Consider the following 20,008-nt stretch of genomic DNA (forward strand, 5'->3'; position numbering starts at 1 on the left):
CTCCGACCGCTTCGGGTCGAAGCAGGTGGGACCGGCACGACCCGAGACACCGCCCGCCCCGCCACCGCGGCCGCCGATCTCGAACGCCTCACCCGCGCCGATCAAGCCCCCCACCCCGCCGCCGGCCTCGATCACCGCTTCCCGCTCCCTGTGGGTCGCGAGCTTCGTCGTCGGCTTCCTCGCGATCGGCCTCGCCTTCCTTGCCCGGGCGGCGCAGCTGGACGAGCTGCAGGAGCTGATCGCCGACCTGATGCCCGACGAGACTGAGAGCACGCTTGAGCGGGCGGCCCAGGTTGCCTACTGGGCCTGCATGGGCGGCCTCGTCCTTGTCATCGTGGTGGAGGCGCTGCTGCTGCGTCTGGTGATGAACCGGCGCCGTGTGATCCGCTGGGTGCTCCTGCTCTTCCTGTTCGCGCACGCGGGGGTCGCCGTGGCCGCCGACGCGTTCCTTGCGCTGGGCGACGCCGGCCTCTACCTGCGCATGCTGCTCGCCGCTCAGCTGCTGCTCGCGGGCATCGCCGCGGTCGTCGCGCTGCTCCCCGGCGCCGGACGCTGGCTCCGCGGCGATCGGCAGCCATAGCGAGCTCCTCGGCGTCCCCTCCGCAGCCCGGGCCACCGCGGCCTCGCAGCTGCGCACCAGCACCTCGCATACCTCAGCGGTGGCGCGGTCGGTCAGCGGGTTGACGGCGAGCGTCCGCCAGCGCCGCAGGCTGGTGGCCCCCGCGGCACGGATCTCCTCTGGGGCGGCGTCCTCGGGAAGACCGAGGCGGCTCGCCGCCGCGACCCCCTCTCCCCCGATGAGCCGCTCGGCCTCGGCCTGCAGCTCCGCAGGCAACCCCAGACCATCGGTGCGTGCCGTCGCCAGCAGCTGCAGCTCGCGGAACTGGTGCGCGCTCGCCTGGATCCGCTCGATCGATTCGGCCAGCCGCTCGCACCCGGCGCGGGGACGACGCCGCACGAGCGCGTCGACCCCGACGAGGGCGGTCCGCTCCTTCAAGTCCTTCGCCCTCGCGTGGAACTGAGCGTCGAGCAGCCGCAGCAGCTCACCGAGGCCGCTGCGGCGTGCCAACTCGTGCGCGAGCTCGGTGGAGTCGCGGACGCTGGTGCGCAGCAGCACGCACGCCAGGCGGATGCCGAACAACCCGAAGCGGCTCAGCAGCTGCGCCCGCGCCTCGGGATCGGAGCCGAGCACGGGGGTCGGCCGGATGAACCGATCCACCGAGACGAGAAGCGCCTCACGCTCGTCCCGTCCGAGCGCGGCCAGCTCGAGCAGCACCGCGTATTCCGCTTCGCGGAGCGTTCGCGCGCTCTGGGCAAGGAGCCCCGCCATCGGCACCACCCCCAGGGCGAGCTTGCGGAGGGCTCCGTCGCTCCGGTACCGGGCCGCGATGCCGCGCGCCGACACCAGCGAGTCGATCCGCCCCGCCCCGATCTCATCCGCGCGGGAGAGCACCGCGATGGCGTTCACCGTGCCGGACTGCCCGACCGCCGCGTCGCGGAACGACTCCAGGAAGTTGATGTCCGCGGCATGCAGGTGCCGCATGAGGTAGATGATGGCGTCCGCCTCGGACGGCCCACCCTCCGGTGTCAGGAACCCGTGCGACCGCGCAGAGACGTCGTGCGACAGGGACGCGATGCCGGGGGTGTCGATGAGGGTGACCTCACGCAGGCTCTTCGCCGGCCAGTCGACCACCAGCCTGCTGACCTCCTCGGCCCGCGTGCCGTCGAGGTCGAGCGCCAGCCGCCCGTCGACCCGGCGGATGGGAAGCAGCCGGCTCTCCCCCGCGACTGACCGGAGGGTGACGCGTGGCGTGTCGGCATACCGGTACCAGGTGACCACCCTGGTGCATTCGCCCGTGTCCGTCGGCGCGATCTCCTCCCCGATGATGGCGTTGAGCAGCGTCGACTTGCCGGCCTTGACCATCCCCGCGATGGCCACCCGCAGTGGCTCGTCGAGACGCCGTGCATAGCTCGCCAGTGCAGCGCGGGCTTCAGCATCGTCGGCGTAGACCTCCTTGGCCTGCTCGACGAGGTCGGCGACCGTGCCCGCGGGGCGGGTGTCGGTGGCCGAGGTCACGCCCGGCCCGCCGGCACTGCTTCGGCTGCGCGCACCGGCGCCTGCTTACGCAGCTCCTCGACCCGCTTGAGGTCGGCGCGGATCTCCTTCATCCGCTGCTCGCGCTCGGCTGTGAACATGCTGGCGGCTTTCTGCGCGGCGAGCACGGAGTCGCCGAGGGACCGCGAGTGCTCGTCGGCGATCTCGGTGAAGTGGTCCCTGGTGGCGCGCTGGACGAATCGCAACCGGTCTTTGAGCTGCTTCCCGACCTGGAACACGACGTCGTCGAGCTGCCTGCGGACGAGGGCCCGCGCCTCAGCCTGGCGCCGTTTCAGGCGCGCATCCTTGTCCTCCCGGTAGGCCTTCCGCCCGATCACGACGCCGGCCGCGATGGAGAACGGGTTGATCAGGCTCATGCCGATGATCGTGGTGACGAGGCCCACCATGAGCACCCCTCCGTAGGATCCACGCAACCCGATGAACATCTTCTCCATCGGACCGAGAAGTCCTTCGTCGAGCATCGGCACGATCTCGACGGAGTCGAGCACCTCGTCCGTGTTGTCGACGTGCAGCACCGGCAGAGCCACGTCATCCTGAGCGAAATGCTCGGCCACGCGCTCCGAAAGCCAGCGCGCCCGCTCGTTGGTCCAGATGAAGGTGTCCGACACACCGGCGGCGATCCGCTGCTCCATCCAGTCGACCATCTGCTCCCAGACCGGACCGGGGTCGCCGCGCTCGATGGCCTCGTCGGCGTCCCGCTGGATCGCGCGCATCCGGTCGCGCAGGTCGTGCTCCATGTCGGAGATGAGGTCGGCGATGCCGTCGTTCAGGGTCACCTGCCATCGGGCGGAGCGCCGGCGCAGCTCGTCGTTTTTCTGCTTCGCCGCCTCCAGCTCCGCGATCACGGCTGCGGTGCTCGAGGGATCGGTCAGCGCGCTCAGCTCTGACTGCAGGGCGAGACTCAGGTGCTCGGTGACGGAGAGCAGATCCTGCGCGACCGATCGTTCCTGCAGTCGCTCCGCCTGGCCGACGATCTCTCTGCGGAGATACGCGACGAGCTCCGGGAACCCGGACTCCGCGTTGAGCTCGACGTCGTTCGATCGTGCGGCCTGGAGGCGGAGGTCGGATGACACCGGGAAGAGCGCGATGCCTGCGGCGATCTTGTCGAGGTGAGCCTGGTCGATGTCCGCCACCTGCCGCCAATGCGGATACAGATCCGTCTTCGAGAGCACGCAGGCGACGTTCGGGCAGATGCGCATCGCCTGACGGAGGAACTGCATCTCCGGCTCGGTGTACTCCTGGGATGCGTCGGAGACGAGCAGCACGGCATCCGCGGTGGGCAGGGCGGTCAGAGTGGTGAGCGCGTGCGCCGAGTCCAGGCCGCCGACGCCGGGCGAGTCGATGATCGTCAGGCCGCCCGCGAGGACCTTCCTCGGCAGGAACACCTCGGCGGCGATGAGCTGCTCCCTGTTGCCGGGGTTGCCGCGCTCGGAGACGTGGCCGGCGACGTCGTCGATGCTGACCGGCCTTCGCTCCACAGCCGTGTCGGTCTCGGATCCGGCGCCCTCCTTCGGCACGACGAGCACGGCGGACGGGGGCTCCCCGTACCGGACGGCCGTGGGAACAGAGGTGGCGATGTCATCGTCCACCGGGCAGACCGGCGCGTTCACCAGCGCATTGATCAGCTGGCTCTTGCCCTGTTTGAACTCGCCGACCACGATCACCCGGACGCTCGAATCGAGCAGCCGCTGCCGCGTCTGCTCCAGTCGCCGGCCGAGGTCGGGACGATCGCCCTCTCCGACGAGGGCGATGCCCTGCTCGACCAGCTGAACGAGATTCGCCACGTGTGCTCCCTTGCATCCCGGCGTACCCAGTGAACACCGAAGAACGGCCCGGCCGGAAGAGGGGGGCGCTTCCGGTCGGGCCGTTCTACTCGGGTGATTTAGAAACCGGGGACGATGACGTTGTCCTCGATCTCGACCTTGACCTCGTTCTCCTTGAGGATGACGTCGTTGTCTTCGGTGTACTCGAACGTGTTGTCCTCGAGCACGACGCTGTCGTTGATGACCTCGACCTGGTTGTCCTTCACGACGATGTCGTTGTCCTCCTTCGTGATGGTGTCGTTGTCTTCGTTCCCGATGTTGACCTCGTTGTCCTTGACAATGACGTCGTTGTCTTCCTTGTGGATGTTGTCGTTGTCCTCCGTCACCGTGACGTCGTTGTCCTCCGTCACCGTGACGTCGTTGTCCTCGTTGAACGAGTCGTCGATGTCGACGTCCTTGTTGTAGGAGTCGTTCGTCGAGTTGTCGTTGCCGATGTTGATGTCACCGTCCGCCTCGAGATCCACATCGACGTCGACCGAGTTGTCCGTGGACTGGTCGACCCAGGCGTCGTCCCCGGCCGCGACGGCGTGGTCACCGGACGCGACCACGGAGTCGTTGTCGAACAGCTGCGTCACGTCGCCGTTCGCCCAGATGTTCTGGTTGACCGACTGGTCGACGATCGTGTCGCGGTCGTCGGTGGTGGTGTAGGAGTAATTCTTGACGATGTACTCGATCTGCTGCACCGCGTGGGCGTGGTCGCCGCCGGCCGAGTTGCCGCCGCTGCCGACCGAGGGGGCAGGGTGGTGGCCGCCGCCGTGGTGGCCGCCGCCGCCGGCGTTGCCGCCGTCCGTCTTGTTGCCGCCGGTGTCGTAGTCGCGGTCGCCGATGACCGGGGCGTAGTCGAGCACGACCGGCATGACCGCGTCGCAGTCCTCGGTGGACACGCTGCCGAGGCCGGCCTTCTCGAGCGCCGCGTCCGGGTTGGCCCGGAACTCGGCGGCTGCCTCGGGGTTCCGGAGCAGGTTCATCAGAAAGTCGAGCAGTGCGGATGTCACATTCATGAGTGGTCCTAACGGATCTGGGGTTTCTTCGGGGTTGTGCCGAGTGGGGGCCGGCTCCGCCAAGCTATGGCCGCGGGACCACCCGTCACATCGGCGGTCAGCCCCCTATCCGCGTGCCTCCCGATAGGGGTTCGGGGCGAGCCGGCGTTAGGGGGAACGGGGATCGGCGCGTTCGGGGTCGACTTCGTGAACGCGCGGAACCACGCACACAACGGGGGGATGCGGGGTCGCCCCCGCCCGCAGGAGTCGCTACGCGGTCTCGTCGCCGAGCGCCAGCCGCAGCTGGTCGAGCAGCTCGGATCGGCTCTTCACGTCGAACCGGCTGCGGATCCGTGCAATGTGATGCTCAACGGTGCGCGGGGAGATGAAGATGGCCTCGCCGATCTCGCGGTAGTTCTTGCCGTCGAGGATCAGCCGGGCCACTTCGCGCTCCCGCCGGCTGAGCACTGCATCGCCGGTGATCGACTCAACTGCCGCCTCGGCCGGCTCCGTGCTGTCCTGCCCGGAGTCGGGTCGCTTCGATCCGGGGTGCAGATCGCGGGCGCACGCGAGCAGCCGGGCGACATCACGGCGGTCCTCCGCGTGTGCGGCCGCGTGGCCGGCGAGGCGGGATCCGTCCCACGTCAGACCGACCAGCGCGAGTCCGCGGGCGGCGGCTTCCACGGTTGCGGGCACGAACTTGCCGCCCAGGACCGTGACCCAGGCGCGCCCGGCTGCGGCGAGCACGGACGCGGTGCGGCTTTCCGACGAGGCGCGCACCAGTGCGGCGGCGTGCGGCGCGAGATCCCCCGGACGGTCGGTGAGGATGGCTGCCTGGACCGAGGCCCAATGGAGCGGCACCGCCCAGAGCGGCGGGTCGCCGAGGCGCCGCAGCAGCGCCCAGGCCTCCGTCAGGTGCGACTCCAGCCGGTGCGACTCGCGCATCCGTGCCGCCGCGACCACGAGCTCCTCGAGCGGCAGCAGATCGAACAGGTCCACCGGCACATGCAGGATGCTCTCCCGAGCGCGGCGCCAGGCGCGAACCAGCGCCGGAGCGTCATCCCCGCGCCGCGCGAGGCCCACCTCGAGGGCGCGGAGGAACAGCTCGTCACGCGGGAACAGCTCCCCCGCCGCTGCCGTCGCCGCGACGATGGCGGTGCGCGCCTGGTCTGGCCGATCCTCCTGCATCGCGACCCAGGCCCTGAGCAGAAGCAGCCGGGGCCGTGCCGCGGGGCCGCATTGCTCACCTTTCAGCGCCGCGTCGAGCACGGAGCCGGCGACCGCCAGCTCGCCGCTTCTGAGCGCCACGAGCGCGGCAAGTGCCGCAGGCGAGTCGGGCAGCGGAAGCGCGACACCCGCCGCGGTCATGATGTCGGAGGCGCGGATCAGGGTCGGAAGCGCGCCGCTCGCGCTCCCGTCGATGGAGGCTCGCACCCCCTCACCCATCAGCCGAACCGCCACCGAAGGGAGCGTCGGCGTCCCGGCGACGGGCGCCGACGACAGCATCCGTTCGGCGCCTTCCCGGTCCCCGGTGCCGATCATGGCGATCGCGGCGAGCGGCGCGGATGCCCGGACCTTCTCCGCTCCGAGCCAGCGGTACGTCTCTGCACTGTGCGCAAGCATCCCGCGTTGAGCCCACACGGCTGCGAACGTGTCGACGGCCCGCCGCACGTCAGGCACCTCGTCGCTCTCGAACAGGTCATCCAGAATCTGTCCCGCCCTGCCGAGCTCACCCGACGCCGCCGCGGCCTGGGCTCGGCGTGCGGCGATCGAGCGCCCGTCCATGCCGGCCGCCTGGGCCTCGTCGTAGAGCACGGAGGCCAGCTCCGGCTGGCTCGCCAGCACATGATCGGCGGAGCGGACGAGGCTCTCGGCGATCCGGGAGTCCTGGAGGCCGTCCTGCGCCAGGCGGCGGGCGACGGGTTCCAGCGACCGCCGCTTCTGCTGCATCGTGTCGACCAGTGCCACCTGGAACGAGCGCACGTGGTACGCCGGCGTCGTCTCGAGCAGTGCACGCTGGACCACCGGCACGACTTCGCCGCCCGGCAGCAGGAGCCCCTTGCCTTGCGCCTCGGCGACCAGTTCGTCGATGTGCCGCTCATCGAAGCGCAGCGCGGCGGGCACGTGCTCTGACAGATCGAAGCCGACGGCGATGGCGAGCAGCAGCTCGTGCAGCTCCGGCTCCAGCTCCGACAGCTCGAACCCGAGCCGCTGCATGATGCGCCTCAGCATGTGCGACTCGGCGCCGGGCTCCGCCCCCTCGTCCTGCAGGGTCCGCAGCATCCGGTGGACGAGCCACGGCATCCCGCCTGTCTGATTCCACACCTGATCCACGAGCGCCGGGGCGGGTGCCGCACCGATCACCGCCGCAGCGGCGTTCGCGATCTCCATCCGCGACAGGGGACCGAGGACGACGGCGGGCCGGTGCTGCTCCAGCGCCCCCGCGAGACGCCGGAGCGCCGGCGGATGCGGCCACGGGCGGTAGGCGACGACGAGGTTGAGGTCTTCGCGGCCGACCAGCGAGTGGATGCGCGTGAGTGCAGCCTCGTTGAGGTCGTGCGCGTCGTCCACCAGCATGGCGCCGGCGGCGAAGTCCAGGTGCTCGATGTTCCGGTCCGGACGATGCACCGGCACCCCCACCGCGCGGAACTCGGCTTCGATGTCGTGCAGGAGGACCGTCTTGCCGGAACCTCCGGCGCCGGACACCGCGGCGATGAGGCGCGAGTTGCGTGCGGTCGCGACTTCAGCGAGGAGTTCGGTCGCGGTGCTTCCGCGGAGGGTGGTGATGGGGCCGGTCATCGTATACCAGTCCGAAGCCACTCGTCACGCCGCCGTTCCAGCCGCAGGCTCTGTTCCCGTCTGAGCCGGTGGCGTGTCAGTCGCCGGTGGCGGATCAGTCGCGGGTGCCGGGTCCTGCGCCGGCGCCGGATCGGGAGCGGGCGCTGGATCAGGCTGCGGTTCTGGGGTGGTGTCGGGCGTCGGGGTCGGGTCGGGCGTCGGGGTCGGGGTCGGGTCGGGCGTCGGGGTCGGGGTCGGCGTCGGGGTGGTATCCGGGGTCGGGGTCGGCGTCGGCGTCGCGGTGCCGGTCGGCTTCGGCGTCGCGGTCGGCTTCGGGGTCGTCGACGGCTTCGGGGTCGTCGTGGGATCCGGGCTCGCCGTGGGATCCGGGCTCGCCGTGGGATCCGGGCTCGCCGACGGCGAGTCGGTGCTGTCCGCCGTGGGCGTGTCCCCGAGCGACTTCACCGGCTCTGCGGGTGAGCCGCCCCCGCCGGGGCCGTCCTCATCCAGAACGGTGTCCGCCTCACCGGGCCCGGCATCGGGCTGCGCCCCGGTATCGGCGTTCGCGGGGCTCGCCCCGTCGCCGAATCCGAGACCGCGACTCGGCGACTCCTTCGAGCCGGTCTCGGTGGACAGCAGCGCACTCAAGCCGACCGAGACGGGCGAGCCGGGACCCGCCACGATGAACAGTCCCGCGACGACGGCGGCCGCCGTGCCGATGAGCTTCACAGGGTGGCGCGGCGGTGAGACATGGCCGCGCCCGTCCGCGGTGAACGCCCCGCCGAACCGTCCGCGCAGCGGCGCATCCGACGTGATGTCTTGGACCGCCGTCTCCGGCTCGTCGGCGGCGGCCTCCGTTGCCGCACTCGCGGCCGCGGCGAGCGGTGCGCCAGCGGCGAATGCGGCACCCAGCGCGATCGACGCCTTCGGGTCGGCGTCGATGGCGATCGGCCGCCGCAGCTCGGCCGACAGCAGCTCTGCCACCAAAGGAATTCGCGACGAGCCTCCGATCAACAGGATCGCCGTGAGCTCGGAGGGCTCGACACGCGCGGCCTCGGTCGCCTGCACGACCATGGCGACGGTCTCGCCGAGGTCGTCCTCGATCATCCGCTCGAACTCTGAGCGCACCAGCCGGACCTGGCGCTGGACCCCCGGCAGCAGCACGGGGATCGACGCTTCGCTGTCGAAGGAGAGCGCCTCCTTCGCCTCGACACACTCCCGGCGAAGCCGGCTGAGTGCCATCAGCACCGAGGGGTCCTCTGCGTCCAGGTCCGCGACGGCCTCCCCGATGTTCGCGAGGACGTGACGGAACACCGCCTCGTCGAAATCCGCGCCGCCGAGCCGCTCGAGTCCAGCGGGCCGGCCGATCGATTCGAAGGAGTCGGTGCCGGTCTTCCGAAGGAGCGCGATGTCGAAGGTGCCGCCGCCGAGGTCGTACACCGCAACGAGGCTCCCCGCCTCCACGCGCTCCTCGGTGGCATAGTGCAGCGCGGCGGCCTCCGGCTCGCTGATGAGCGCGACCTCGGGGAGCCCGACCCGGTCGAGGGCCTCCCGGATGAGGCCGGTCTTGTAGCGGCCCCAGCCTGCGGGGTGGGTCAGCGTCACGCCCGCCGGCGCCTCGCCCTCCCGTTCCTCCGCACGGTCCACCACCCAGCGGACGATCGCGGCCAGAATGTCCTGCGGAGGGACGAGTTGCTCTCCGACGATGATCGGGACGTCATCCCCCATCCGCCGCTTGAACTCGCGGACGAGCCGGTCGGGATGCTCCAGCCCCCGTCGCTCCGCCGCCTCTCCGACCAGCAGCCGGCCGTCGTCGCCGAAGAACACGACGGAGGGAATGGAGTCGGTGCGCTGTCCCAGCTTGAGCACCCTGCGCGTCACCTGGCCGTCCGCCGCGTGATGCGAGATCGCTGCGGCTGTGAAGCTCGTTCCAACATCGACGCCAAGCGCATACGGCATTCGGGTACCCCTCCAACTGAGGGATCTTCACTGACCCCTCAGGCGGCTTACGGTAACACCTTCGGGGGGTACGAGATAGGGGGCTTAATACGATGTTCAATGTGGGTTATTAGGTGGACACCGCGCGCCCCCACGGTGGGGGCGCACTCACCCCGCGAAGGAGAACCTCATGGAGCACTCCCCCAACCAGCCGCCGACCGCGGCGGTCGCCGACGCAGCCCTACGGCTGCGTGTGCCCGTCCGGCTCGCACCGGTCACGCTCCTTCCGGTGACATCCGGCGCAGCGTTCTCCGGCATGGCACAGCCCGTCACGCACCTCGGCAGCGTCGACGTCTTCCTCGACGCGATCGACGACGCGGCGCCCGGCAGTGTCCTCGTGATCGACAATGGCGGGCGCGACGACGAGGCGTGCGTCGGGGATCTCGTCGTGCTGGAGGCGAAGCTCGCCGGCCTCGCTGGGCTTGTGGTCTGGGGACGCCACCGCGACACCGCGCAGCTCCGGCAGATCGGCCTGCCCGTGTACAGCCGCGGAGCGTGCCCGCTCGGCCCGCTGCGGGTGCCGCCGGCCGGGCGGCCGATGCGTTCCGCGGTGCTCGATGGCGTGCCCGTCACAGCGGAGGATCTCGTGGTCGCGGACGACGATGGGGTGCTGTTCGTCGGTCCGGAGCGGCGCGACGAGATTTTGAAGCTCGCTGCCGGGATCCTGCAGACGGAGTCCAGGCAGGCAGACCGGATGGCCGCTGGCGCCAGCCTCCGCGAGCAGCTCGATTTCGCCGGGTACCGGCGGCGCCAGGCTCAGGATCCCCAGCTCACCCTGCGCCAGCACCTGCTCGAACTCGGCAGCGCCATCGAAGTGTGAGCCCCCGCGAGCCGACAACCTCCTGTGCGTTCGGTTCTCCGCTGCTGATCCGCGATTGACTCGTGCCGACACGAGAGGAGTCGTCATGGATACGAATGTGCTGATCTGGATCATCGTGGCCATCGTCGTGGTCGCCGTCATCATCGGGGTCGTGATCTTCCTCGGGAAGCGCGGCACCTCTCGCACCGACGCGAACCGGCGAAAGGCCGCCGAGATCCGCGCGGAGGCGCAGGAGACCGACCTGGCCGCCCGGGAGCGCGAAGCCGAGGCGGCCCGCGTGCAGGCTGAGGCCAAGCGCGCGGAGGCCGACGCGCAGGCGGCCAAGGTGCGCGCCGAACGGCTGAGCCGCGAGGGCGCGGAGCGTCAGAACGAGGCGAACGGGGTGCGGGCCAAGGTCGACGAGCACCTGCAGAGGGCCGACAAGGTCGACCCCGACGTGAACCCGGACCAGGGCAAGCACCGCCGCTGATCCACCTCCCGCCGGGAAGGCGGCCGGCTTCAGTCGTCCGGGTCCTCCTGGATGACGAGCAGCATGGTGCCTTCCGGGTCGCGCACGTAGGCGACCCGCTCGCCCCACGGCGTGTCGGTCGCCGGCACGGCAAGCGTGCCGCCGTGCTCGGGGGCCGCTTCGAGCACCCCGTCCAGATCCGGCACGTAGACGCACACGTCGACCGCGTGCCCGGTGGCCGGCAGCGGCGTCGCACCGTACATGGCCGGGCCGGTGCCGACACCGAGCGCGATGTGGCCGCCGCCGACCGCCAGCGACAGGTACACCGGGTCTCCCTCGTCCGGGAACTGGTAGACCTGCTCGGCGCCGAACACCCGCTGATAGAAGGAGCGGGTGTTCAGGATGTCGGCGCAGTTGATGATCGGAAAGACCCGCGGCTCCATGCCAGCACCCTACGACCGGACCGCGGCGGAGGGGAAGCGGCGCTCCCCTCCGCGCAGCCGGTTGCAGTGTCGACCGGCATCGGCCGCGTCTGATGCGGATCAGGCGTTGCCCATCACCTGTGAAACGAGCACGGCCGTGAAGATCATGTTCGCCAGGTTCAGCGCGATGCCGACGAAGCCGAGAATGATCCCCCAGAGCGCGAGCGTCTGAGCGGCGGGCTCACGCCGGCGGCTCATGAAGCCGAGCACCACGGCGACGATGCCGACGATGAGCCAGATGATCGGCAGGAAGAGGAACAGCACGACGCTGACGATGCCGCAGACGAGGGAGATGATCCCGAGGGTCTTCGACGACGTCGTCGCGCTGGACGTGGTGGCGGGGGCGGAACTGTGGGTCATCGGAATGGCCTTCCTGTTCGAACGCGCAGGAGCGCGGGGTGAAGCAACCTCGTTCGGGTAGAGGTTTCGGGTACCCAATGGGATAGCACCGCCGAGCCGCCGCCCTCAAGGGGCTGAGCGAAGCCTGATGCTTACCTGAGAACCCCTGACCTCCAGTGGTTGCGCCTACCGCGATGAGGATCGAGCGGCAGCACCGGCCTGTGCGGCGCTCGCGATCGCGGACAGCCCCTGTCACCGGTTCGCGCTACCGTGGCGGGATGCATGCCGCCGACACTCATGATCTGATCCGCGTCTCCGGTGCCCGCGAGAACAACCTCAAGAACATCAGCGTGGAGCTTCCGAAGCGACGCCTCACGGTCTTTACAGGCGTCTCCGGCTCGGGCAAGAGCTCGCTCGTGTTCGGCACGATCGCCGCCGAGTCACAGCGCCTCATCAACGAGACGTACAGCGCGTTCGTCCAGGGGTTCATGCCGAGCCTTTCCCGGCCGGACGTCGATCTGCTCGAGGGCCTGACCACTGCGATCATCGTCGACCAGGAGCGGATGGGCGCCAACTCGCGGTCGACGGTGGGCACGGCGACGGACGCGAACGCCATGCTCCGGATCATATTCAGCCGACTCGGGGTCCCCTCCGCCGGACCCTCGTTCTACTACAGCTTCAACCTCCCCAACGGCGCCTGCCCGCGGTGCGAGGGCATGGGCAGCGTGACCGACATCGACCTGGACGAACTGTTCGACCGAGACAAGTCGCTCGCCGACGGCGCACTCACAATCCCCGGCTACAACGTCGACGGCTGGCAGGTGCGCATCTTCACCGAGTCCGGGTTCTTCGATCCGGCGAAGCCGATCCGCGAGTTCACCGAGACGGAACTCCACGACTTCCTGTACAAAGAGCCCGTCAAGGTCAAGATCGCCACGATCAACATGACCTACGAGGGCCTCGTGCCGCGGGTGCAGAAGTCGTTCCTCACGAAGGACAAGGAGGCGATGCAGCCGCACATCCGGGCGTTCGTCGACCGCGCGGTCACCTTCACGACCTGTCCGGACTGCGGCGGCACTCGCCTGAACGAGGCAGCACGCGCATCGCGCATCGACGGGATCAACATCGCGGACGCGTGCGCCATGCAGATCAGCGACCTCGCCGAGTGGGTGCGCGACATCGATGAGCCGAGCGTCGCCCCGCTCATCGCGACGCTGCGGCAGACCCTCGACTCCTTCGTGGAGATCGGGCTCGGCTATCTCAGCCTCGACCGCCCCTCCGGAACCCTGTCGGGCGGCGAGGCGCAGCGCACCAAGATGATCCGTCACCTCGGCTCGAGCCTGACCGACGTCACGTACGTCTTCGACGAGCCCACGATCGGGCTGCACCCGCACGACATCCAGCGGATGAACGACCTGCTCCAGCGCCTCCGAGACAAGGGCAACACCGTGCTCGTGGTGGAGCACAAGCCCGAGACGATCAATATCGCCGACCACGTCGTGGACCTGGGACCCCGCGCCGGGTCGGAGGGAGGCGAGATCTGCTTCGCCGGCACCGTGGACGCGCTGCGCGAGAGCGACACGCTGACGGGCAGACACCTGGGCTACCGCACTGCGCTGAAGCCGACGGTGCGAACCCCAACTGGCAAGCTCGCGATCCGGGGCGCGACTCGGCACAACCTCCAGAACGTGGATGCCGACGTGCCGTTGGGCGTGCTCGTGGTGGTCACCGGCGTCGCCGGCTCCGGCAAGAGCTCGCTGATCCACGGCTCGATTCCCAAGGGTGCCGACGTCGTGTCGGTCGATCAGTCAGCGATCAGGGGGTCCCGGCGCAGCAACCCGGCGACCTACACAGGTCTGCTGGACCCGATCCGATCGGCGTTCGCGAAGGCGAACGGTGTCAAGCCCGCGCTCTTCAGCGCCAATTCCGCGGGCGCCTGCCCGAACTGCAACGGTGCCGGCGTGATTTACACCGACCTGGCCATGATGGCGGGGGTCGCGACCGTCTGCGAGCTGTGCGAGGGCAGACGGTTCCAGGCGGAGGTGCTGGAGTACAAGCTCGGGGGGAAGGACATCAGCGAGGTGCTCGCGATGTCGGTGCAGGACGCTGAGGACTTCTTCGGTTCCCGCGTCCGCACGCCACAAGCGCACGCGATCCTCGACCGGATGGCGGACGTCGGGCTCGGCTACCTCACGCTCGGGCAGCCGCTGACCACCCTGTCGGGCGGCGAGCGTCAGCGGCTGAAGCTCGCCATCCACATGGCGGAGAAGGGTGGCGTGTACGTGCTCGATGAGCCCACGACGGGCCTGCATCTCGCCGACGTGCAGCAGCTGCTCGGGCTGCTGGACCGCCTGGTGGACGCCGGCAAGTCGGTGATCGTCATCGAGCATCACCAGGCGGTGATGGCGCACGCCGACTGGATCCTCGACCTCGGGCCGGGTGCCGGACACGACGGCGGCCGGGTCGTCTTCGAGGGAACCCCCGCGGAGCTCGTCGCCGACCGCTCGACGCTCACGGGTCAGCACCTCGCGGAGTACGTCGGGGCGGTGTAGGCGGGCCGTCAGGTGTCGCGGATCGGCGGAGCCTCGTCGTCCCGGTGGTCGTCGACTCCCCCCTCCGGATAGCCGGCCCGCTCGGGCCTGCGCCGGAGGAACACCAGGCTCGCGACGAGTCCGCCCCACACCACCAGCACGGCGAGCACCAGGAAGACGATCGCGATCGGGGTCATCGCCGGCCCCCGTTCCGCGTCGCCGTGACGGCGCTCCGGTCGAAGGGCGGCCAGGCGGTGAACGGCTCACGGTGCGATCGCCATCGCACGAACGGGAGGAGCACCGCCGCGGCGACGATCAGGCCGATGGTGCCCCAACCGAAGACGCCCAGATAGCCGACCGGGTAGTCCTCGTAGCCCTCGACGGCGAGCGCGACGATGCGCGACACGAGCATGTAGCCGAGCAGCACCGGCACCAGCCCGCCGACCAGCACGACCCAGGTGCGGCCGAGCTGGAAGGTCGAGACGGTGTTGAGGTGATGCTGGAGCTCCGGGCCCTTCCGCAGCACCCAGATCACGAGGACCGTCGTGAGCACCGCCGACGCGACGATCCCGATGTTGTTCGACCAGTTGTCCACGACGTCGAGCGCGATCAGCCCCGTCGTGGTGGAGAACAGGAGGATCGACAGCACCGCGGCCGCCCCGCCGATCCCGAGCGTCGCCTTCACCCGTGTGAGTCCGAACTTCTCCTGCACCCCCGCCGAGACCACCTGCAGCACCGAGAGCAGGGACGTGAAGCCGGCGAGCGTCAGCGACCCGAAGAAGAGCGCACCGAACAGCGGGCCGCCCGGCATCTGCGAGACGATCGCGGGGAACGTCACGAACGACAGCCCGACACCGGTGAGTCCCTCGAGCTCCCCCACCGCGATGCCCTGCTGGAACGCGAAGAAGCCGAGGGTCGCGAATACGCCGATGCCGGCCAGGATTTCGAACGACGAGTTCGCGAACGCCACGACGAGACCCGGGGCAGTGAGGTTCGAACGCCGACGGCGGTACGACGCATAGGTGATCATGATGCCGAAGGCGATCGACAGCGAGAAGAAGATCTGACCGTACGCCGCGATCCAGACGTTCGGGTTGCCGAGGGCCGCGAAGTCCGGCGTGAACAGTGCGTTGAGACCCTCGGTCGCGCCATCCAGGAACAGGGCGCGGATGACGAGCACGAGGAACGCGAGAACCAGGATGGGCAGGAAGATCACGTTCGCCCGCTCCAGCCCCTTCGCGACGCCCGCGCCGAGCACGAGCAGCGTCGCAATCCAGACGATCGCCAGTGGGATCAGCACGCCGGGCACGAACTGCAGGCTGACGCCAGGATCGCTGACCTGCAGGTACTCGCCCTGGAAGAATCCGGCGGGATCGTCGCCCCAGCGCAGGTCGAAGGAGAAGATGAAGTAGCTCAGCGCCCACGCGATGACCGCCGTGTAGTACAGGGAGATCACGAACGCGATGGCGACCTGAAACCAGCCGAGCGACTCCAGCCCCTTGCCGCCGAGGCGGCGGAGGCTGAGCGGGGCCGACCCGCGGAAGCGGTGCCCGATCGCGTAGTCGAGGAAGAGGATCGGGATTCCCGCGGTGATCAGCGCGACGATGTATGGGATGAGGAACGCCCCGCCGCCGTTCTCGTAGGCGACTCCGGGGAACCGCCAGATGTTGCCGAGGCCGACGGCCGACCCGATCGCTGCCAGGATGAACCCCGCCTGCCCGGTCCACTGCTCCCTGGGCCGGCGCGCCGCTGCACGTTCTGCTGGCGTCGACATGCGGCAACTCCTCCGATACCGATGAACCCTGCAGGAACGGTACCAGCGGATTCCGGCGAGGGCGAAGCGGTTCGGGTGACCCCTTGCCGTTCTCGGAGAATTCCTGCGTCGATGTCGATCCGGTTGGTTCCCGTTCGACGCCCTATCGAAGGAACCGATTCAACGGAAGCGAGCCACATCATGCGCACCATCATCGTCACCGAGTTCATCTCCCTCGACGGCGTCATCGACTCTCCCGGCGGCGGCCCCCACCCGCACGCCGGTTGGACGTTCAAGGACGTGCAGTTCGACGAGTCGGCCTACGAGATCAAGGGCCGCGAGCAGGAGGAGGCGACCGCGCTGCTTCTCGGCCGGCGAAGCTACGACGAGTTCGCACCGGTCTGGCCGCAGATGGAGGAGTTCGCCGAGTACAACGCGATGCCGAAGTATGTGGTGTCGGCCACCCTCTCCGACCCCGAGTGGAACAACACCACCGTGCTCCGCTCGCTGGATGACGTTGCGGCGTTGAAGGCCGCCGACGGCGGCCACATCCTGGTGCACGGCAGCGGCAGCCTGGTGAAGAGCCTGGTCGCCGCGGGCCTCGTGGACCGGTTCCACCTCCTCGTGTTCCCCGTGGTCCTCGGTACGGGCAAGCGCCTGTTCGACGATTCGGTCGGGATCAAGGCGCGGCTGCGGCTGACCGAGCACGAGGCGTACTCGAACGGTGTGGTGAAGGCCGTCTACGACGTTCTCCCCTGAACGCTGCTACGCAGTCTCCACGAGCTTCGCGAATACGACCCGATTGTTCTCGTAGAGTCGCGCCGACGCCACGTACGCGTCGCAGGTGATCATGCGCAGCTCCGCGCCCCTGACCGGGAAGTAGACCTCCTTGGTCGGGAACTGATCCTTGACGAACGACTCGTTGCGGTACACCTCGAAGATCGCGGTGGACCCGTCCTCACGGGTCACCGTCACCCGGTCGCCGGCTGCCAGTTCACGGATCCGGTAGAAGATGCCGCTCGGATCGGACAGCGAGTTGACGTGTCCGAGCAGCACCGACGGCCCAGCTGATCCCGGCGTCGGCGACCCCGTGTACCAGCTGGCCGGCGATCCCTCATCGCCGGGCGGGACCTCGAGGGTGCCGTCGTCCCGGAGACCGGTCTCGATCAGCTCGGAGTCGACGTCGAGTTTCGGGATGCTCAGCTTCACCGGCTTGGACCGGTCCAGAGCGAGCTCGACCTCGGGCGGCTGATCGGGCTCGGGCGAGGGCTCTGGCTCTGGCTCGGGCGAGGCCGTCCGCGTCGGTTCCGGACTCGGCGCCGCGGTCGAGGTGGTCTCCGCCTGGGGCTGCTGAGCGGTCGCACCGCAACCGGTCAAAAGAAGGACGAGAGCCGCCACCCCCGCCGTGAGGCGGAGGTGGCGACCCGTATCGGTGGACATCATCGAGAGCGGAAACCGTTACTTGGTCGCCTTGACGCGACGACCGAGCACGAACGCTCCACCGGTTGCGGCGAGGACCAGCGCGCCACCCAGGGCGAGCATGCTGGTCGCGGAGCCACCGTCGGTCGAGCTTGCCGCGGTCACCACACCGGTGTCAGCGCCGCCGGCAGGCTGCATCTCAAGGGTCCCGCAGAGAGCCGGGGAGGTCGCCGCCAGGGGCAGCTCGGGAACCAGGTCGCTCGGCTCCGTCGCGCCCTCAGGCTGTGTCGCCGGGTCGAGGCCGTGCACCACGATGACGGCGGTCCCGTCAGCGAGCGCGTCCTGCGTGGCCTCGTTGAGCTCGAAGGTCTCCTCGTACTCGATCGTCGAGCCGGCAGGCGCGACCTCGAGATTCACTCCGGCGTCCGGCTCCTTGTTGCCATCGCCGACCGACAGCGTCGTGCCGATGTCGCCATAGGACGGGCCGCCCTCGGTGGTGGAGATGATGCCGTCGCCGTTCTCGTCCGCGTCCATGTCGGGACAGAGCCCCTGAGCGCCGATGTGGATGTGCTGCACGTGCGGATACGGGTTGCCGTCGAACTCCTCGGCCAGGCCCGACGCGGTCAGCGTGACCGTCGCCTCGGAGCCGACCACCTCGATCCACGCTTCACCTGTAGCACCGCTGCTGTTGAGCTCGTTGAGGGTCACTCCGTACATGCCCTCGGCATGGTCGGCCATCGCCGGCGCCGCCGACAGCGCGATCATGCCCATGGCCAGGGCTGGAGGGAGCAAGAGCATCTTCTTCTTCATGGGTATGCCTCCAATGGCATTGTCCAAAGCCCAGATCTTGGGCCTCTCGCGTTTCACGAAGCGGGTTCGGAGCCTTGCGGTGCGTCGTTTGGCGAGACGGGAGAACTCTCAGGAACGCGACGTGCAACAACCGCGCTCCATTCCGGATCGGAGCACGACCAAACGCTTCGTCCTCGGCCGACGAATCACCAGGGCACGATTTCCGACGGATGTGGAGACACGATGAATCGCACGACCTGGCTGGCCGGCATCGCGGTCGCCTCGCTGCTCTTGACCGGCTGCGCATCGTCGGCCGCCGTCGTCCCGGAGAACGCTGAGCCTGAGGCATCCCACACCATGCCCGACGGCGCGGTGATGCCCGGATCGGAGCACGAAGGGCACCACGCCGGGAACGCCGAAGGACCGTCGGAGGCCGCCCAGATGATCTGCGCCGGTCAGGTTGTTGCGGCTGTGCGCGAGATCCTCGCCCTCGCCGACGACCCCTCGCCGACGTCCGGGTGGGATGCGCCGATGTTCAACTGCACGTACGAGGTGGACGGGATGCCGTTGGTGCTCTCGGTCCATGACGCCACCGACCTGCCGACGGGCGAGGAGCACTTCGCCGAGCTGCGGGACGGCTTCGGCAGCACCAGGGAGATCGAGGGACTCGCGAGCCTGGGGCTGCCGGCATTCTCGACCGGCGACGGCGTCGTCGCATTCCTCCGCGACGGCAAGACGCTCCTCGTCGACGCCACGGCGCTGCCGGACGAGCTGGGCGTGAAGGGCACACAGAGCCGGCATGACGCCGCGTATGCGGTGGCCTCCGCGGTACTGGTCTGCTGGGTCGAGCACGACTGAGGCGGGGTCGGGCCGATTCGCGCAGAACGAGAAGAGCCGCCCTGTCGGGCGGCTCTTCTCATTCGTGGACCTGAGGGGACTCGACGCCCCAAGCTGAACACGCTTCGCGCGCCCAGCTTGTGGGCCCGCGAAGGGCTTCTCGATCCTTCGGCTGCACGAATGGGAAGAGCCGCCCTGTCGGGCGGCTCTTCTCATTCGTGGACCTGAGGGGACTCGAACCCCTGACCCCCTGTCAGAGGCTCCAGTTCCATTCCTGGCCGTGAATCCAGGCAGTTCCGGCACGTTGACCAGCGTCTACGCGGGACGCCGTGCGCTTCATTTCATGCAGACTCATGTCACCTACTGTGTGATTCGGCACGAGAGTGTGTGGCAAGTGTGTGACGGCAGCACGCGCACGGAGACAACGATCGTTCGCACGTCAACCCGCAAGGCCGTCGGCCCAACGCGATAGTCGCCCGCAGCCGAGTAGCGAGAGGCCGCCAAGCCGGCTCGTGTTCGGTCACCGCTGTTCCCGGCCCTCCGTGTGCTGGCGCGGCCAGCTCGCGAATCCAGAGCGGTGTCTCCCTCCCCCGTTTCCGGTCGGCGGCGACCCGTACCCTGGCGGCAAGCACCCGCTCTTCAAGATCCGGTGCGTACCGCGGTGGCGGTTCCGGCTGCCGGGGCCTGCCTGCACCACATCGCTAGTGCGCTCCGGAGCGCGGTGGCCGCCAGAGAAGCTCCTCGGCGGCGACGACCCGGGCGTCGTAGGGCAAGAACCCGAACGGCAGCGGCACGTACACCGACCCCTTCCCGGCGGGGAATGTCACTGAACACGGGCGCCCAATCCCTGAGCGACAAGTTCGCTTCCGTGGCGATGCGGCGTGCCGTGCCGATG

16 protein-coding genes are annotated in these 20,008 nt (G+C 69.3%); 5 read left to right on the top strand and 11 right to left on the bottom strand.

All coding sequences use genetic code 11. The features are described 5' to 3' along the window. Positions 1-88: 88 nt before the first annotated feature. The 5 genes from ACFFGH_RS10505 to ACFFGH_RS10525 form a co-directional block, all read right to left on the bottom strand. On the bottom strand, positions 89-2,077 hold the full coding sequence (locus tag ACFFGH_RS10505) for a dynamin family protein (RefSeq protein WP_386667969.1): 1,989 nt from the start codon (positions 2,075-2,077) through the stop codon (positions 89-91). Continuing rightward, a complete protein-coding gene (locus tag ACFFGH_RS10510) occupies positions 2,074-3,900 on the bottom strand; it encodes a dynamin family protein (protein WP_386667970.1) in 1,827 nt (608 codons plus the stop codon). The genes ACFFGH_RS10505 and ACFFGH_RS10510 overlap by 4 nt, the downstream gene beginning before the upstream one ends. A gap of 98 nt (positions 3,901-3,998) precedes the next feature. After that, positions 3,999-4,940: an IniB N-terminal domain-containing protein gene (locus ACFFGH_RS10515; RefSeq protein ID WP_386667972.1), complete on the bottom strand. Its 942-nt coding sequence runs from the start codon at positions 4,938-4,940 to the stop codon at positions 3,999-4,001. Between the two features lie 249 nt (positions 4,941-5,189). Continuing rightward, a complete protein-coding gene (locus ACFFGH_RS10520) occupies positions 5,190-7,718 on the bottom strand; it encodes a LuxR C-terminal-related transcriptional regulator (RefSeq protein ID WP_386667974.1) in 2,529 nt (842 codons plus the stop codon). A 24-nt stretch (positions 7,719-7,742) separates the two neighbouring features. Continuing rightward, positions 7,743-9,656 carry an Hsp70 family protein gene (locus ACFFGH_RS10525; protein WP_386667975.1) on the bottom strand — a complete coding sequence of 638 codons (1,914 nt, stop codon included), beginning with the start codon at positions 9,654-9,656 and terminating at the stop codon, positions 7,743-7,745. Positions 9,657-9,825: 169 nt separating this feature from the next. Here ACFFGH_RS10525 and ACFFGH_RS10530 point away from each other — a divergent pair, with 169 nt between their 5' ends. Together ACFFGH_RS10530 and ACFFGH_RS10535 are read left to right on the top strand one after the other, a co-directional pair. Then, complete coding sequence (locus ACFFGH_RS10530) at positions 9,826-10,515, top strand: RraA family protein (RefSeq protein ID WP_386667977.1); 690 nt, start codon at positions 9,826-9,828, stop codon at positions 10,513-10,515. Between the two features lie 85 nt (positions 10,516-10,600). Further along, the gene (locus tag ACFFGH_RS10535) at positions 10,601-10,984 is read left to right on the top strand and encodes a hypothetical protein (RefSeq protein WP_386667979.1); all 384 of its coding nucleotides are present in this window, start codon (positions 10,601-10,603) and stop codon (positions 10,982-10,984) included. Positions 10,985-11,013: 29 nt separating this feature from the next. On the opposite strand, the gene ACFFGH_RS10540 is transcribed toward ACFFGH_RS10535, so the two are convergent. Both ACFFGH_RS10540 and ACFFGH_RS10545 read right to left on the bottom strand, forming a co-directional pair. Continuing rightward, a complete protein-coding gene (locus ACFFGH_RS10540; protein WP_386667981.1) occupies positions 11,014-11,406 on the bottom strand; it encodes a VOC family protein in 393 nt (130 codons plus the stop codon). A gap of 99 nt (positions 11,407-11,505) precedes the next feature. Continuing rightward, positions 11,506-11,805, bottom strand: coding sequence for a DUF4190 domain-containing protein (locus tag ACFFGH_RS10545; protein ID WP_386667983.1), 300 nt, complete (start codon positions 11,803-11,805; stop codon positions 11,506-11,508). A 257-nt stretch (positions 11,806-12,062) separates the two neighbouring features. Between ACFFGH_RS10545 and ACFFGH_RS10550 the strand changes: the two genes are divergently transcribed. Next, entirely contained in the window at positions 12,063-14,336 is a 2,274-nt protein-coding gene (locus ACFFGH_RS10550; protein WP_386667985.1) for an ATP-binding cassette domain-containing protein, read from the top strand. Between the two features lie 8 nt (positions 14,337-14,344). Here the strand turns inward: ACFFGH_RS10550 and ACFFGH_RS10555 are convergent, their stop codons facing one another. Then, positions 14,345-14,512: a methionine/alanine import family NSS transporter small subunit gene (locus ACFFGH_RS10555; protein ID WP_386667987.1), complete on the bottom strand. Its 168-nt coding sequence runs from the start codon at positions 14,510-14,512 to the stop codon at positions 14,345-14,347. Then, positions 14,509-16,089: a sodium-dependent transporter gene (locus ACFFGH_RS10560; protein ID WP_386667989.1), complete on the bottom strand. Its 1,581-nt coding sequence runs from the start codon at positions 16,087-16,089 to the stop codon at positions 14,509-14,511. Before ACFFGH_RS10560 ends, ACFFGH_RS10555 begins: the two co-directional genes overlap by 4 nt. 180 nt (positions 16,090-16,269) lie before the next feature. On the opposite strand from ACFFGH_RS10560, the gene ACFFGH_RS10565 reads away from it, so the two are divergent. Continuing rightward, the gene (locus ACFFGH_RS10565; RefSeq protein ID WP_386667991.1) at positions 16,270-16,827 is read left to right on the top strand and encodes a dihydrofolate reductase family protein; all 558 of its coding nucleotides are present in this window, start codon (positions 16,270-16,272) and stop codon (positions 16,825-16,827) included. Positions 16,828-16,833: 6 nt separating this feature from the next. Here ACFFGH_RS10565 and ACFFGH_RS10570 read toward each other — a convergent pair whose 3' ends face one another. Continuing rightward, on the bottom strand, positions 16,834-17,508 hold the full coding sequence (locus ACFFGH_RS10570) for a class F sortase (RefSeq protein WP_386667993.1): 675 nt from the start codon (positions 17,506-17,508) through the stop codon (positions 16,834-16,836). A gap of 18 nt (positions 17,509-17,526) precedes the next feature. Beyond that, positions 17,527-18,297 carry a hypothetical protein gene (locus ACFFGH_RS10575; RefSeq protein WP_386667995.1) on the bottom strand — a complete coding sequence of 257 codons (771 nt, stop codon included), beginning with the start codon at positions 18,295-18,297 and terminating at the stop codon, positions 17,527-17,529. 222 nt (positions 18,298-18,519) lie between these two features. On the opposite strand from ACFFGH_RS10575, the gene ACFFGH_RS10580 reads away from it, so the two are divergent. Next, positions 18,520-19,134, top strand: a complete 615-nt coding sequence (locus ACFFGH_RS10580) for a hypothetical protein (protein WP_386667997.1) — start codon at positions 18,520-18,522, stop codon at positions 19,132-19,134. The last annotated feature ends 874 nt before the right edge of the window (positions 19,135-20,008 follow it).

The organism is Lysobacter korlensis (genome assembly GCF_042434515.1).